The organism is Bacillus crepusculi (genome assembly GCF_014764715.1).
GTDB lineage: Bacteria > Bacillota > Bacilli > Bacillales > Bacillaceae > Bacillus.
Genome location: NZ_JACXXE010000003.1, coordinates 51,321 through 65,024, shown reverse-complemented (window position 1 = coordinate 65,024; position 13,704 = coordinate 51,321). Strand labels below are relative to the sequence as shown.

The following is a 13,704-nucleotide window of genomic DNA, read 5'->3' as shown; positions in this document are numbered from 1 at the left end:
GTTTTTTTATACAGATTCTTTCTGTGTAAAGCGGTATAGATAAGTCAACGTGCGGAAGGCATTTTCAATTTTCGATAAAAACTCTTCATTATTCATTTGAACGACCTCTTCTCTAGGCAGCTGGATGCCGCAAAGAAGTTCGGCTTTCTTTACCGTTTGAACACGTTCAAATAGTGTTTTTAGCTGTTCAGCATCAAGCTCACTGTGACGAAGTACGTCTGGTTTCATATGATCTTTAGACCAAACGAAATCTTGCGGTATTTTCTGCTGGATGGCGTCTAGCTCTTTTTCGAATAATTGTCCATACTCACCTTTAACCGGAGATTCATAAATGAGCGCAAACCATACAAATACATGAGTTTTCCAAAGCCCAATTTGAAAATGAGGGAGCTTTTTATATCCGCGTTTACTGTTTGCAAAAGCAACCCACGTATCATTTGGCGGGTTAACGGATCTTCTTGCATGCTTTGCTACATGTACATACATCTCGTCTCCTGTAATAGAAGAAAGAAGCGGTGCGAAATGTTCGCCAAGTGCTTCAAGCTTTGGACGGACTCTTTCTTTTAATACGGTCATTCGTTCATCTAAACCGTCAACTGTGAATGTTTCAAAATCTTTATCTCTAAAACGCATCTCACTCATGTTATGCCTCCTGTATCTTTTCGCTGATCATATTTTATCATAGCTTGGGTCAAGCTCAAAAAAAGATGCATCATCAGGAGAAAGGTTGCTGAGGAGGTGATGCGGCGTTTAAAAACATCGAATGTGTGGTACATAACAAATAGGTAAAAACACAATTTTCAGAATGTCGTTGCGGTTATGCGATCGCTTCATACGATATAAGCAAGAAACAATTCTCTTATCGATTGAATTTTTTATCAATGAAAACTGACAAGGAATGAATCATTCTCTGGAAGGGGCGTTGACCAATGAAGCAAATCGTGAAGCAGGGGTATAGACAAGAGAAGAAAAATCGCATCGCTGTGTGGAGATTAGAGGTTGATTATGAGCTCTCTACGCTTCATGAAGCCATCGAGCAAAAAGATGATATCCAAATCGAGCGCAGCAAACGAAAGCTTGAGCGCCTAAGAAAAGAATGGGAGCAGCTTCAAGGGTAAAACAAGGTGAGGTAAAAACGAACCAATTCATCGGTTCGTTTTTGTATGAAGCTGCTTTTTTCTTGCTTTTACGTACATAATATCAGTATGCTAATACAAATAGGTCCTACATAGAAAAGAGGTTTACAGTCTGATGACAAACTGGGTGGAAATTGACCGTCTTGCAAAGCTTTGGGTAAAAGAAGCAGGAAGCCGTATTAAAGCGTCCATGCAGGAAGGTCTATCAATTGAAACAAAATCAAATCCAAATGATCTTGTCACAAATATCGATAAAGAAACAGAACGTTTTTTCATTGAAAAAATACAATCGACATTTTCGGATCATCATATTTTAGGTGAAGAGGGACAAGGGGAAGAGGTGACCTCACTCGATGGGATCGTGTGGATCATTGATCCGATTGACGGCACCATGAACTTTGTCCATCAAAAACGCAACTTTGCCATTTCAATCGGGATATTTGAAAATGGTGTTGGGAAAATCGGTCTGATTTATGACGTTATTCATGACGAGCTATATCATGCAATCAAAGGAGAAGGGGCTTATATGAACGATACCCTGCTTCCGCCATTAAAAGATGTAGCGATTGAAAAAGCCATTGTGGGCATTAACCCGACATGGGCGATCGAGAGCCCATATTTTGATGCCAAACCGTTTGCCCGTCTCGTGCGTGACGTCAGAGGGACTCGTACGATTGGATCAGCTGCGCTTGAACTCGCTTATATTGCAAGTGGAAGAAGTGACGCATACATCACGTTAAGGCTTGCACCATGGGATTATGCAGCCGGCTGTGTGCTGCTTGATGAAGTAGGTGCTGTTTACTCGAACATTCATGGAGACCGGCTGACGTTCCTAGAAAAAAACAGCATTGTTGCCGGAAATCGATCCATTTGCGAAAAAATTTTGCGCGATTACATAAAAGGAAGCGGAAATAAAAGATAAATACCATCACTTCATGAGAATGAAGTGATTTTTTGTGTTCAATGAAACTTTTTGGTAAGACAAATGTCTATACGAATGAGGCCTTAATTTCATGTAAAGGATTGTGTATCAATGTTTGATTTGTTTAGTGATGTATCCCTCCATTTTGAAAGGTATTTGATTTTAAATGAGTACAGTATCCACATCATTCAATGGTGTGTACTTGGACTATTTGCCCTTTTCATTACACTTCCCATCTGGAAAGAAAAGAAGAGTGCTTATTTATTTTATGCTGGAATCGTATTAAGAGTCTTTTCTTTCGCTTATTTTGGCATCAGAAATGGAAGGAATTATTTTTGTTCTATGGCCTGATCTTCGCTGCCCTGCTTTATATTTTTTATCCTTCTATCTCAAAATATGAGCTTCAATCTTCATTTAAATCCATTGTGATTTTAGCGGCGGCAGCAGGAAGCTTTATGACGATTTATTTGTTATTTGCATTACTACGGGACAAGGTGAGGTTAAGGCAGTGGGGCGCTGGGTGTATAGCAGTCTTTTTTCTACTATTACTCAACCCGATCGTCAATATCCCTCACATCATGTTCCAGAGCTTAGCGTTTGCCATCTGGAAAAAAGGGACGCTTCGACAAGCGCAATACGGAACGCCATCTTTCAATTGAAGGATATAAACGGAATCAATTTAACAGAAACGGAGATAAAAAACACAATAAACAGTATTTATAAAAATTTAAATCTAAAGCCGTCAGCTTATCAAATTACAGGCATAGATGATTTTTATTTTGAATGGCAGCATGAAGTGAATGTGACAACAAGAGATCAATCTCAGTTTCAGTTTAATGGTTCAACAAAAGAATTAATGAAAATCAAGCTGTCGAAAGAAATTCTTCAACAGAAAAAAGGAAAAATCAGCGACGAAGATTTGTTAAAGATCATAGGGGAAAAGCCAGAAGATGTAAGGAAAGAAACAGGGAGTAGTAAAAGCAAACAGTATACATTTAAACGATCCTCTCAAGTGCTTAATCTGTTTAGAGTGGATGATGGAATTGAGTTGAACTTACAATCAATGTCTTCTTTACCACAAGTAGTATCTAATCAAGCTCGTGATGAAGTCTATCAACAAGTACTAAAAAGGTATAAACCATATATGATCTATAAAAAACAAATAAAACCTGTGAGAATGATCGACAAAGAAGGGAACATGGACATTTCATGGCTTGTCATCATTCAAACCTTCGGATCAAATGAGCGTAAAATCTATGAAGTAAATGGACGAACAAAAGAGGTGCACCGTTTTGACAGATAAAGAAAAGCAAGCCATCTTTCAAGACTTATATGAATTGTATCAAGAAGGGGAGCTGGGAGAAGAGGCAGCCAGCTGGATGAAGAGACACGAACAGCAATTTCAGCATCCTTTCATGGAAAATGAACAGTCTTCAGAGTTAATCGAGGATCAGAATGGCTATAACGAGTTAAAACAGATGAAGGGGTTTATGTACTCGTTATACCTCTTTTTTATTGTCTTATCTATTTGGATGACTGTGTGGTTTTATTTTTGATGTCCAGACCAGCTGATCAAATTGAAAAAATTTATGAAGATTATTTTCAGGAAATCACCAAATATTTGTATCGCCGGACAGGAAATATGGAAACGGCCAAGGATCTTGCACAGGATGTATTTATAAAGGCACTGCATGGGTTATCCTCGTTTAAAGGACATTCTAGTATGAAAACATGGCTTTATACCATTGCTTATCACACATTTGTCAATGACTATCGTCGAAAAGTAAAATGGACATTTACGAATGTAGAGGATGTTGATTACTTAGAGCACAGTCCTTCGTTACACCGGAAAGCCACATCGAAACACAAGCTGACATTCAAAGGCTGTGGCATCATATCAACCAATTGAAGGATTCTTACCGAGAGGTCCTCATTTTAAGAAATTTACAGGAGTTGTCATATGAAGAAGTGGCTGAAATTTTGAATTGGTCTTTATCTAAAGTCAAAACAACCCTTCATCGAGCCAGGTTAGAGCTGAAGCGAATGCTACATTGTGAGGAGTTCAATAAATGAGCTGTTATTTGATTGAAGAATTGTTACTACTTTATATAGAGGGGGACACAAGTGCAAAAACAAATAAAATAGTCGCCGAGCACTTACAATCCTGCGAGAGCTGCCGTCACCTTTATCACGAAATGAAAGAGCCAATACCTTTTATCATGACACCTGACCTCATGCCATATATAGACGAAAAGGAAGAAAAGCGAAAATTCGAGGAGCGCTACTACGGGAAGCTATTATGTCGAGCGAGTATGGTGTTTAGTTTAGTGTTTGTCATCATGATCATTTTGTATTGGCTGAATTAAAAAACCCCCATCTGGACGAACCAGATGGGGGTTTTAGAGCTTAGTTTAATTTCTCTTTAGCAAGTTGAACTGCATCATAGAAAGTTTTTAATTGCTCTTGAGGAATTTTTTTCAGCAATTGGTTGACAACAAGTAATTCAGTAGAGCTGAATCCAAGACCTTTTGCAATTTTTGAATCAATTACAACGTTTCCTTTTTTGTCTAGAACAAGTGCATCACCAGCAAGATCAGCAATTCTGATCACTGATTTGAAAAGTTTTTCGAACTTAGCTGCTTCTTCTTTCGTTAGACCAAGTTCAACAGCTTTCGCTGCATCAAAAACCAATTTTCCTTTTTCGTTTTTAGAGATGCTTTCACTGAAAACGATTGTAAGAACAGCTGCGCGATCTAAGAATTTCTCAGCAGTCGCCGCTTCTTCTTCAGTCAAACCGAGCTCAACAGCTTTTTTCACATCAAATGTGTAGTTGTTGTCTTCCTCAACAAATGAATTGATGAGAATGTTGATGACACGCTCGTTTTTCTCCAATAATTCTTTAATAATTTGTTGCTGCTCAAAAGGAATCCCTTTGAAAGTTGCAGCGCTTGCTTGCCCAGGAGCTACTGTTGTGAAAGTAAGAATGATAGCTAAAGCGAAAAATACAACAGAGCTGAGCGATTTGCTCAAAAACTTCTTCATGCTTCTTTTCTCTCCCTTTTCTGTTAAATTTTGTTGCAAGAACAGCATACCACGAGAATGTTTGTGGAAGAATAGGAAAAATGTAACTTTGTGTTTGATTTTGGAGAACTATAAAAGTTCTTGTCGAAAAATGGAGAGGTTCAGATTGCTTACTTTTGCCAGTTCTATATGATATGTTTCGTCACGTTATATGATCTTTCATAGGTGGTTAGTCTTGTTTTACTCAAAATAAAAAGCCTTCTACATGTAGAAGGCAAAAGGCTTTTGATAAATTTTATGATTGCACGTTTAATTTTCTTTTTAATGTAAATCCTGTACCCATGAAAATCATGGCGAACAAGATACTAAGGCAAGTTCCCAGTATGCTTTTTTCCGCAACAGATACCCCAATAAACGCCATACTGACGACTGCAAGTAATGCACATAATAATAGAAGCCATTTGATTTGTTTCATTTGTCTCCATCCCTTTTTTTTAGAGTTAATATAAGTTTACAGAAAAACAATCGGATTTTAAAGGGGATTGTGATATAATATGAAAGTTATCTAATTATTTTAGGAGATGAAAATGTGAAACTTCGAAAAGACCTTCGCAACATCGCAATTATTGCCCACGTTGACCATGGTAAAACGACGCTTGTTGACCAATTGCTCCATCAAGCTGGTACTTTCCGTGCGAATGAAAATATCGCTGAGAGAGCCATGGATTCAAATGATTTAGAGCGAGAGCGCGGTATTACGATTTTAGCTAAAAATACTGCGATCCATTATAAAGATACACGCATTAATATTTTAGATACACCAGGACACGCCGATTTCGGTGGTGAGGTTGAGCGTATCATGAAAATGGTAGATGGTGTACTTCTCGTTGTGGATGCTTATGAAGGCTGTATGCCTCAAACACGATTTGTGCTGAAAAAAGCACTTGAGCAAAACTTAACACCAATTGTTGTCGTTAATAAAATTGACCGCGACTTTGCTCGTCCGGCTGAGGTAGTCGATGAAGTCATTGATTTGTTCATTGAACTAGATGCAACAGAAGAACAGCTTGAATTCCCAGTTGTGTATGCATCAGCCATCAATGGTACAGCAAGTAATGATGCGAGCAAGCAAGATGAAAACATGGAATCTTTGTTTGAAGCCATTGTGAACCATATTCCAAGCCCAATCGACAACCATGAAGAGCCGCTTCAATTCCAAGTGGCGCTACTTGATTACAATGATTATGTTGGAAGAATTGGAATCGGCCGTGTATTCAGAGGGACAATGAAAGTAGGACAGCAAGTCGCCCTGATGAAAGTCGATGGCAGTGTGAAACAATTCCGTGTGACGAAGATTTTTGGTTTCCAAGGGTTAAAACGAGTGGAAATCAACGAAGCAAAAGCTGGAGATCTTGTCGCTGTATCTGGTATGGAAGACATCAACGTAGGTGAAACGGTTTGTCCGGTAGAACACCAAGAGGCGCTGCCAATCCTTCGTATTGATGAGCCGACACTTCAAATGACGTTTGTTGTCAATAACAGCCCATTTGCAGGCCGTGAAGGAAAATACGTGACATCACGTAAAATTGAAGAGCGTTTAGAGCAGCAGCTTCAAACGGACGTAAGTCTTCGCGTGGATCCAACTGATTCACCTGATGCGTGGGTCGTATCTGGACGCGGAGAGCTTCACTTATCAATTCTGATTGAGAATATGAGACGTGAAGGATTTGAGTTACAAGTATCGAAGCCAGAAGTTATTGTAAAAGAAGTGGATGGTGTTCGTTGTGAGCCTGTAGAACGCGTTCAAATTGATGTACCAGAAGAGCACACTGGCGCTATCATGGAATCAATGGGTGCAAGAAAAGGTGACATGATTGACATGATCAATAATGGGAACGGTCAAGTTCGCTTGATCTTCACAGTTCCATCACGTGGTTTAATCGGATATACAACTGAATTTCTTTCATTAACTCGTGGTTTTGGTATTCTGAACCATACGTTTGACAGCTATCAGCCGATGCAATCAGGTCAAGTTGGCGGACGCCGTCAAGGTGTACTTGTTTCAATGGAAACAGGTAAAGCGACTTCTTACGGAATCCAAGGCGTTGAAGAGCGCGGTGTGATTTTTGTTGAGCCGGGTACTGAAGTGTATCAAGGAATGATTGTTGGTGAGCATAACCGTGAGAACGACCTTGTGGTCAATGTGAGCCGTATGAAGCAACAAACGAACGTTCGTTCAGCCACAAAAGACCAAACGGTTAGTATGAAAAAACCACGTATTATGTCACTTGAGGAATCTCTTGAGTACCTCAATGAAGACGAATACTGTGAGGTTACACCAGAATCGATCCGTCTAAGAAAGAAAATTTTAGATAAAAACGAACGTGAGAAAGCAGCGAAGAAGAAAAAGCTAGCAGGATTATCTTAATTCCATGAAGAATTAAAAAGATAGAACCCTGAAAGATAAGGGGAGGGAATCTTTTTGAATGATCAGGAAGTAAGTGAGAATCTATCCTTTTTCGCGATGCTGTTTCGTGTCGATGAAAATCCGCAAACAGGGATGTGGCTCCTATATGGCACCATCCTTGTTTTAGCGATTATTGTTTTTAAGCTCGGCTTTGCTAGACGCTTACCGATTTTAAAAGCGCTTGTGATTTATTTGTTTTTGATTTTTGGCTGCACGTTTCTCACATTTCTAGGAATTTTCCTGCCAGTAGCGGAAGGCCTGGTCGTGGCAGCTGCCATTTTGATTATTTATAAAATACGGCTGCATCGTGCGAAAAAAGAAGGGACAGTAAATACGTAAAAAAGACCTGAACATGTGTCAGGTCTTTTTTATATTTTTTGTTCTTTTTTTCCTTTTTTCTTCTTCTTCTCTTTCGTCGCAGGATCTTGATAAAGAGAGAATCTGCCAGTTTTGATGCGTGCTTCTGTTTTTACTTTAATTCTTTCTTGGCAGTCATCGCACATATATGTATGAATCGGTCGATTTCTTAATCGCTTCGCAACGAGTGTATCATCATCAATGGTTTCAAGCTTTTCACATAATGAGCACTTCACTCTCATCATTTTCACCTCACTTTATTGCATTCATTATAGCATGTTTTTTCGGCCACTTGAAATCAGCGTAGAAAAAGGCTTATACCACAGGAGATATAAGCCGTTCTCATTATTTTTTCTGATTCATATGATGGTTTGATTGATCGTTTTGATTTTTTTCTAACTGCTTTTGATCGTTTTGTTTGAGCTGATGATTCGGGTCATTTGTCGGGTCCTTTTCGCTGCGATCGATTTCATTTCGCGGCATCTCTGGCATCACTCGTCCGACAATGGCAGCTAGTTCATCCATAATACCACTTACGGGACGGCCAGCTTGTATTTCTTTGCCCATTTCTTTTAAACGGCTCACTGTATCTGGGTCAGCGACCACAACAGCATTTGCGCCCTCTGGGTCATTTTTCAGCGCTTTTGCAACTGAATATTTAATGGTTTCTACTTTGCTTCTATCTAAATCATCTTTTACATCAATGCCAACAACAGCATAAGGGCCGATGACGATAGCCGTTGCATCATTAACATCTGCTACGTGCTCTGTCACATTGACAAGATGCTGAGCAACATCTGTTGACGGGCGGGCTTGTCCAGTATTTTTCTTGGTTGAATCTGACACTCGTACTAAGTGCTGGCGCCCATTTTGCTTGTCTAGAGCTTCTGGCTTTTCCTGCTGCTGGCAAGCGCCCAACAGAAAGATGGTATGAATCATGAATAATGTAACAAATAGTCGCATGTGTATTCCCTCCTTCACAAACTGCATGATTTATTTTATTGTTGAATTAACCTTCTAACTTTATTCATGAAAACATATATTTTAACAATTGTTTTGGGAAAGACAAGGATGAATGAAACCCCGATCAGGAGGCGAAGGACCTGAGTAAAATTTATGTATTAGACACGAATGTGTTATTACAGGATCCGAATTCAATCTTTTCATTTGAAGACAACGAGGTCGTCATTCCGGCTGTTGTGTTAGAAGAAGTAGACTCGAAAAAGAGATATATGGACGAGGTTGGGCAAAATGCTCGGCGTGTTTCACGTTTAATCGATGGTTTGAGGTCAAAGGGGAAACTGCATGAAAAAATTACGCTAGAGTCAAAAGGGACGCTACGCATTGAACTCAATCATCGCTCTTTCCATGAGCTTCAAGAAATTTTCATCGAAAAAACGAACGATAACCGGATTTTGGCTGTCGCAAAGAATTTGAGCTTAGAGGAAGAAACGAAGCCTGATGGCCGGCCTGTCATTTTAGTCAGCAAGGATGTCTTAGTGCGAGTGAAGGCTGATGCGATTGGGCTGCAAGCAGAGGACTTCTTAAGTGATCGTGTACTGCAAAATGAAGACATTGATAATGGCTATCACGAGCTCTATATTCCGACTGAACAGTTGAATACATTTTATAAGCAAAATCAATTGCACGTAAAAGATATCACCAATGACTCGTTAAACCCTCATCAATTTGTCATTATGAAGGGAAATGAAGGCGGCTCGGCTTTAGGAATGCTTGATCAAAAAGGAGAGCTTGTCAAACGTCTCATATATGATCAAGAATTTATTTGGGGAATCCGCCCGAAAAATGTTCAGCAAACAATGGCACTGGAGCTTCTTTTGCGCCGCGATATTCCGCTTGTGACACTTATCGGAAAAGCGGGAACAGGCAAAACATTGCTTGCACTTGCTGCTGGCTTGATGCAAACAGAGGATCTCGGCATGTTTAAAAAATTGATTGTGGCCCGGTCAATTGTCCCTGTTGGTAAGGATTTAGGCTATTTGCCAGGTGAGAAGGAAGAGAAGCTCAGACCGTGGATGCAGCCGATCTATGACAACCTAGAATTTTTATTTAACACAAAAAAACCTGGAGAGCTTGATGCGATCTTAGCTGGGATTGGTTCGATTCAAGTAGAAGCTTTAACGTATATTCGTGGAAGAAGTATACCTGATCAATTCATCATCATTGATGAGGCGCAAAATTTAACAAAACATGAAGTGAAAACATTATTAACGCGAGTGGGAGAGGGAAGTAAAATTGTGCTGATGGGAGACCCAGAGCAGATTGATCATCCTTATTTAGATAGCTTAAATAATGGGCTAACGTATGTCATTGAGCGATTCAAAGGACAGCAAATATCTGGACATGTCAAGCTTATAAAAGGAGAAAGGTCTGGACTTGCCCAGCTTGCGGCTGACTTGTTGTAGTCCAGACCCTCTTTCTTATGTAATGATGAGTTCTTTTACACCTTTAATCGGCTGAGTGAAGTTGGACTGATCCTCGAAATAAACGTGGATGGGTCCTTCTTCTGTAATAGGCTTTCCATTTTGGCTGAAATGGGCAATGCTTTCCATTGCCTGAGAAAGTGGAACCGCAATTGTTTCCGTTTCTGTGACAAATTCACACGTTGCCGCCTCATCAAGCGGTTCTGCATTTTTCAGCATGTCGCCAAGCTTCATACCGAAGCTGCCTGTGACGAGTCTTTCCTTTTCGAACTTCTTCTCTGTTTTTAAAGTGGGTGGAAGTGTTTGACCTTCTCTTATGACCCGCTCTTGGTCAAGCTCTTGATCAAGCTGATTCTCTTCACTTGCTGCGCTTTTCTCAAAAAATGAATCCATCAAAAATTTGCGGTCATCAAAAATCCATACACTTGGATCAATGGTGATCTTGTACCTTACGTTCCCCTTAATTTGAATAATGCTCATGTTCAAGACAACCCCTTTCCACCATAAATTATAGAAGTTTTCGCCCGCTTTGTCACTTTCATAAACATGCTTCTCTTTGTGCACACTAACCTTACATGAAAAATAGGGAGGATGTTGGGCATGGCATGTCGTGACAATGAAGAGCTTCAGCGATTTGTAGAAGAAGCAAAAAAAGTCGCCAAAAATGGCAAAGTAGCATCCTATATTCCTGCGCTCGGTAAAGCGGATCAGACGGATTTATCTGTGGCTGTTTATCATGTGAGTAATACTTGCCACTCAGCAGGAGATGTAGATAAACGATTTACCCTTCAAAGTATTTCAAAGGTATTATCACTTGCACTCGTGCTTTCAGAAGAAGGGCCTAAAAAAGTGTTTCAATTTGTTGGGCAGGAACCGACAGGCGACCCGTTTAATTCGATGATTAAACTTGAAACAGCAAGCCCGAATAAGCCGCTGAATCCAATGATTAATGCGGGAGCGCTCGCAGTCACAAGTTTAATAAAAGGGGCGACTCCGCAAGATCAGCTCAACCGATTGCTAGGCTTTATTAGAGAGCTTGCAAATGACACAAGCATTACATACTGCAAAGAAACAGCTGCTTCCGAATTTGAGACATCAATGATTAACCGGGCCATGTGCTATTACATGAAGCAATATCATATTATTAGAGGGAATGTAGAAGAGGTCATGGATGTCTATACGAAACAATGTGCCATCATGATGAATAGCTTAGATTTGGCGAAAATAGCTTGTGTATTTTCATTAGACGGCAGGCATCCAGAGACGGGGAAGCAGATCCTTTCAAAAGACGTCGCTAGAATTTGTAAAACCTTTATGGTGACTTGCGGAATGTACAATGCAAGCGGAGAATTCGCCATTAATATTGGCATTCCCGCTAAAAGCGGTGTGTCCGGCGGGATTATGGGGGTGGCGCCATATGATTTTGGAATTGGCATCTTTGGACCTGCACTGGACGAGAAAGGGAATAGCATTGCTGGTATTAAGCTGCTTGAGCTCATGAGTGAAAAATATGAGATGAGTATCTTTTAACAACGCATGTCTTCTTTTTATTTTTACAAGGCGAACTGCATAAATCTGCTTGCATTTTTGGGCGTTTCGCTTTATGATAAATAGAAGAATTAGGTACTCGCCTGGGGAACGGAGGGATACTTTTGGCGTCAGAAATTTTAGTCGATCATCGACAAAAAGCACTGTCTTTATTAAAATTGGATGCAGATAAAATTTTAAAATTGATCCAAGTGCAAATGGACAACTTAACGATGCCGCAATGTCCTCTTTATGAAGAGGTTTTAGATACTCAAATGTTCGGATTATCGAGAGAAATTGATTTCGCTGTCCGGCTTGGATTAGTTGATCAACATGAAGGCAAGAAACTACTCGATAAACTTGAGAGAGAGCTTTCCGCACTTCATGATGCGTTCACAAAAAAATAATGATTGAAAACTCAAACTTCCACAACATAAGTTTGAGTTTTTTTGTCCGCCATTTTCTTTTGATCATTTGAGAACAAACGGACTAGATTCTTTCATGAATGACGAACAATATAAAAGAGGTAAAACGAGATCAAACGGAGAAAATGTAGTAGAATAAGAACAGCTAAAAGGATAGCAAGCAGAAGAAACAGACGTTAGGAAGAGGATTATATGTTAAAGAGAATGCTAAAATCGTATGACTACTCATTATTGTTCGCCATTATATTAATTAGCGCATTCGGTTTGGTGATGGTGTATAGCTCAAGTATGATTACATCTGTCATCAGATATGATGCTGCGCCAGATAATTTTTTTAAGAAACAGCTTTTATTTATGATTGTCGGGGCGGTCATCTTGATCTTGACAGCCCTGGTTCCGTATCAGCTGTTTTCAAATAAAAAATTCCAGATCGGCATGCTGCTGCTTTCTGTTTTTTCACTTATCTATGTGTACTTCGGCGGTCACATTGCAGGGAATGCGAGAAGCTGGATCAAATTAGGACCATTTAGTCTTCAGCCAGCAGAATTTGTGAAGATTGTCGTCATCATCTATCTTGCTGCTGTGTATGCAAAAAAGCAGCACTATATTGATCATATTTTAAGAGGGGTCACACCTCCAATTGTGATTGTCTCGATCTTATGCGGCTTCATCATTTTGCAGCCGGACTATGGGACAGCCTTTATCATCGGCATGATTGCCCTTGCGATGATTTTGTGCTCCGGCTTTAGTGGTAAAACGCTTGCGAAGCTGTTAGCCCTATTTAGTGCCGTCATGGTCGTTGTGACACCGTTTATTATGCTGTTTTGGGATAAAATTTTCACGCAAAATCGTCTAGGACGTTTTGAGAGCTTCCAAGATCCTTTTAAAGATGCAGGTGCCTCTGGGCATCAATTAATTAATTCATATTATGCGATTGGGTCAGGTGGCTTTTTTGGTCTTGGACTCGGAGAAAGCGTTCAAAAGTATGGCTATCTTCCAGAGCCGCATACAGATTTTATTATGGCAATCATCTCGGAAGAGCTTGGCTTTTTCGGTGTATTTTTTGTTCTAGCTCTACTTGGCTTCATCGTCGTGAAAGGTTTTTATATTGCGAGAAAGTGTGAGGATCCGTTTGGAAGCTTGCTTGCAATAGGAATTTCTTCGATGATTGCGATTCAAACCTGCATCAATTTGGGCGGTGTTTCAGGTCTTATTCCAATCACTGGGGTGACACTTCCATTTATCAGCTACGGGGGATCGTCTATCATTTTACTTAGCGGATGTATGGGAATCATGCTGAATATCGGTATGTTCACTGAATATAAAGAGCGCTATAAAAAGAAAAGATCCATCAGCAAACCAACAGTTCAAAAAAATGGATTGCAGAAAACTTTGAATCTTTAGA

18 protein-coding genes and 1 pseudogene are annotated in these 13,704 nt (G+C 39.9%); 13 read left to right on the top strand and 6 right to left on the bottom strand.

Annotation, left to right across the window (positions count from 1 at the left end; translation table 11 throughout):
* Positions 1-6 precede the first annotated feature (6 nt).
* Positions 7-642, bottom strand: coding sequence for a DUF1054 domain-containing protein (locus tag IEE86_RS07110; RefSeq protein WP_191096581.1), 636 nt, complete (start codon positions 640-642; stop codon positions 7-9).
* A gap of 287 nt (positions 643-929) precedes the next feature.
* On the opposite strand from IEE86_RS07110, the gene IEE86_RS07105 reads away from it, so the two are divergent.
* The 7 genes and pseudogenes from IEE86_RS07105 (at position 930) to IEE86_RS07080 (ending at position 4,424) form a co-directional block, all read left to right on the top strand.
* Entirely contained in the window at positions 930-1,118 is a 189-nt protein-coding gene (locus IEE86_RS07105) for a hypothetical protein (RefSeq protein WP_024424761.1), read from the top strand.
* A 133-nt stretch (positions 1,119-1,251) separates the two neighbouring features.
* Positions 1,252-2,058, top strand: coding sequence for an inositol monophosphatase family protein (locus tag IEE86_RS07100; protein ID WP_191096580.1), 807 nt, complete (start codon positions 1,252-1,254; stop codon positions 2,056-2,058).
* A gap of 335 nt (positions 2,059-2,393) precedes the next feature.
* Positions 2,394-2,717, top strand: a complete 324-nt coding sequence (locus IEE86_RS19320) for a hypothetical protein (RefSeq protein WP_224740863.1) — start codon at positions 2,394-2,396, stop codon at positions 2,715-2,717.
* A complete protein-coding gene (locus tag IEE86_RS19315; protein ID WP_224740862.1) occupies positions 2,714-3,361 on the top strand; it encodes a hypothetical protein in 648 nt (215 codons plus the stop codon). The genes IEE86_RS19320 and IEE86_RS19315 overlap by 4 nt, the downstream gene beginning before the upstream one ends.
* The gene (locus tag IEE86_RS07090) at positions 3,351-3,614 is read left to right on the top strand and encodes a hypothetical protein (protein WP_191096579.1); all 264 of its coding nucleotides are present in this window, start codon (positions 3,351-3,353) and stop codon (positions 3,612-3,614) included. Before IEE86_RS19315 ends, IEE86_RS07090 begins: the two co-directional genes overlap by 11 nt.
* Positions 3,614-4,131 (top strand): annotated as a pseudogene (locus IEE86_RS07085) (sigma-70 family RNA polymerase sigma factor). The gene IEE86_RS07090 and the pseudogene IEE86_RS07085 overlap by 1 nt, the downstream one beginning before the upstream one ends.
* Positions 4,128-4,424 (top strand): zf-HC2 domain-containing protein, encoded by a 297-nt coding sequence (locus tag IEE86_RS07080; RefSeq protein WP_191096578.1) that lies wholly within the window; start codon positions 4,128-4,130, stop codon positions 4,422-4,424. Before IEE86_RS07085 ends, IEE86_RS07080 begins: the two are co-directional and overlap by 4 nt.
* A 40-nt stretch (positions 4,425-4,464) precedes the next feature.
* Here the strand turns inward: IEE86_RS07080 and IEE86_RS07075 are convergent, their stop codons facing one another.
* Both IEE86_RS07075 and IEE86_RS07070 read right to left on the bottom strand, forming a co-directional pair.
* The gene (locus IEE86_RS07075) at positions 4,465-5,100 is read right to left on the bottom strand and encodes a hypothetical protein (protein WP_191096577.1); all 636 of its coding nucleotides are present in this window, start codon (positions 5,098-5,100) and stop codon (positions 4,465-4,467) included.
* A gap of 274 nt (positions 5,101-5,374) precedes the next feature.
* Positions 5,375-5,554 carry a DUF5325 family protein gene (locus tag IEE86_RS07070; protein ID WP_191096576.1) on the bottom strand — a complete coding sequence of 60 codons (180 nt, stop codon included), beginning with the start codon at positions 5,552-5,554 and terminating at the stop codon, positions 5,375-5,377.
* 114 nt (positions 5,555-5,668) lie between these two features.
* Here IEE86_RS07070 and typA point away from each other — a divergent pair, with 114 nt between their 5' ends.
* Both typA and IEE86_RS07060 read left to right on the top strand, forming a co-directional pair.
* Positions 5,669-7,507, top strand: coding sequence for a translational GTPase TypA (gene typA, locus IEE86_RS07065; protein ID WP_191096575.1), 1,839 nt, complete (start codon positions 5,669-5,671; stop codon positions 7,505-7,507).
* Between the two features lie 96 nt (positions 7,508-7,603).
* Positions 7,604-7,885, top strand: a complete 282-nt coding sequence (locus tag IEE86_RS07060; RefSeq protein WP_044334035.1) for a YlaH-like family protein — start codon at positions 7,604-7,606, stop codon at positions 7,883-7,885.
* A gap of 29 nt (positions 7,886-7,914) precedes the next feature.
* On the opposite strand, the gene IEE86_RS07055 is transcribed toward IEE86_RS07060, so the two are convergent.
* On the bottom strand, positions 7,915-8,145 hold the full coding sequence (locus IEE86_RS07055; RefSeq protein ID WP_117730178.1) for a YlaI family protein: 231 nt from the start codon (positions 8,143-8,145) through the stop codon (positions 7,915-7,917).
* A 103-nt stretch (positions 8,146-8,248) separates the two neighbouring features.
* Positions 8,249-8,866, bottom strand: a complete 618-nt coding sequence (locus IEE86_RS07050; RefSeq protein WP_191096574.1) for a YhcN/YlaJ family sporulation lipoprotein — start codon at positions 8,864-8,866, stop codon at positions 8,249-8,251.
* Positions 8,867-9,006: 140 nt separating this feature from the next.
* Between IEE86_RS07050 and IEE86_RS07045 the strand changes: the two genes are divergently transcribed.
* Positions 9,007-10,329, top strand: coding sequence for a PhoH family protein (locus IEE86_RS07045; RefSeq protein WP_191096914.1), 1,323 nt, complete (start codon positions 9,007-9,009; stop codon positions 10,327-10,329).
* A gap of 15 nt (positions 10,330-10,344) precedes the next feature.
* Here the strand turns inward: IEE86_RS07045 and IEE86_RS07040 are convergent, their stop codons facing one another.
* Positions 10,345-10,827, bottom strand: coding sequence for a peptidyl-prolyl cis-trans isomerase (locus IEE86_RS07040; RefSeq protein WP_191096573.1), 483 nt, complete (start codon positions 10,825-10,827; stop codon positions 10,345-10,347).
* Positions 10,828-10,947: 120 nt separating this feature from the next.
* Between IEE86_RS07040 and glsA the strand changes: the two genes are divergently transcribed.
* The 3 genes from glsA (at position 10,948) to ftsW (ending at position 13,703) form a co-directional block, all read left to right on the top strand.
* Positions 10,948-11,877 carry a glutaminase A gene (gene glsA / locus IEE86_RS07035; RefSeq protein ID WP_191096572.1) on the top strand — a complete coding sequence of 310 codons (930 nt, stop codon included), beginning with the start codon at positions 10,948-10,950 and terminating at the stop codon, positions 11,875-11,877.
* A gap of 122 nt (positions 11,878-11,999) precedes the next feature.
* On the top strand, positions 12,000-12,281 hold the full coding sequence (locus IEE86_RS07030) for an Fpa/YlaN family protein (RefSeq protein ID WP_034318078.1): 282 nt from the start codon (positions 12,000-12,002) through the stop codon (positions 12,279-12,281).
* 210 nt (positions 12,282-12,491) lie between these two features.
* On the top strand, positions 12,492-13,703 hold the full coding sequence (gene ftsW, locus IEE86_RS07025) for a putative lipid II flippase FtsW (RefSeq protein ID WP_191096571.1): 1,212 nt from the start codon (positions 12,492-12,494) through the stop codon (positions 13,701-13,703).
* The last annotated feature ends 1 nt before the right edge of the window (position 13,704 follow it).

What these genes read in the sequence shown, in the direction of transcription:
- IEE86_RS07105 (WP_024424761.1), top strand. Translation starts at nt 930, where the DNA reads ATGAAGCAAATCGTGAAGCAGGGGTATAGACAAGAGAAGAAAAATCGC.
- IEE86_RS07110 (WP_191096581.1), bottom strand. Translation starts at nt 642, where the DNA reads ATGAGTGAGATGCGTTTTAGAGATAAAGATTTTGAAACATTCACAGTT.
- IEE86_RS07070 (WP_191096576.1), bottom strand. Translation starts at nt 5,554, where the DNA reads ATGAAACAAATCAAATGGCTTCTATTATTATGTGCATTACTTGCAGTC.
- IEE86_RS07050 (WP_191096574.1), bottom strand. Translation starts at nt 8,866, where the DNA reads ATGCGACTATTTGTTACATTATTCATGATTCATACCATCTTTCTGTTG.
- IEE86_RS07060 (WP_044334035.1), top strand. Translation starts at nt 7,604, where the DNA reads ATGCTGTTTCGTGTCGATGAAAATCCGCAAACAGGGATGTGGCTCCTA.
- IEE86_RS07055 (WP_117730178.1), bottom strand. Translation starts at nt 8,145, where the DNA reads ATGAGAGTGAAGTGCTCATTATGTGAAAAGCTTGAAACCATTGATGAT.
- IEE86_RS07040 (WP_191096573.1), bottom strand. Translation starts at nt 10,827, where the DNA reads ATGAGCATTATTCAAATTAAGGGGAACGTAAGGTACAAGATCACCATT.
- IEE86_RS07080 (WP_191096578.1), top strand. Translation starts at nt 4,128, where the DNA reads ATGAGCTGTTATTTGATTGAAGAATTGTTACTACTTTATATAGAGGGG.
- IEE86_RS07100 (WP_191096580.1), top strand. Translation starts at nt 1,252, where the DNA reads ATGACAAACTGGGTGGAAATTGACCGTCTTGCAAAGCTTTGGGTAAAA.
- glsA (WP_191096572.1), top strand. Translation starts at nt 10,948, where the DNA reads ATGGCATGTCGTGACAATGAAGAGCTTCAGCGATTTGTAGAAGAAGCA.
- ftsW (WP_191096571.1), top strand. Translation starts at nt 12,492, where the DNA reads ATGTTAAAGAGAATGCTAAAATCGTATGACTACTCATTATTGTTCGCC.
- IEE86_RS07075 (WP_191096577.1), bottom strand. Translation starts at nt 5,100, where the DNA reads ATGAAGAAGTTTTTGAGCAAATCGCTCAGCTCTGTTGTATTTTTCGCT.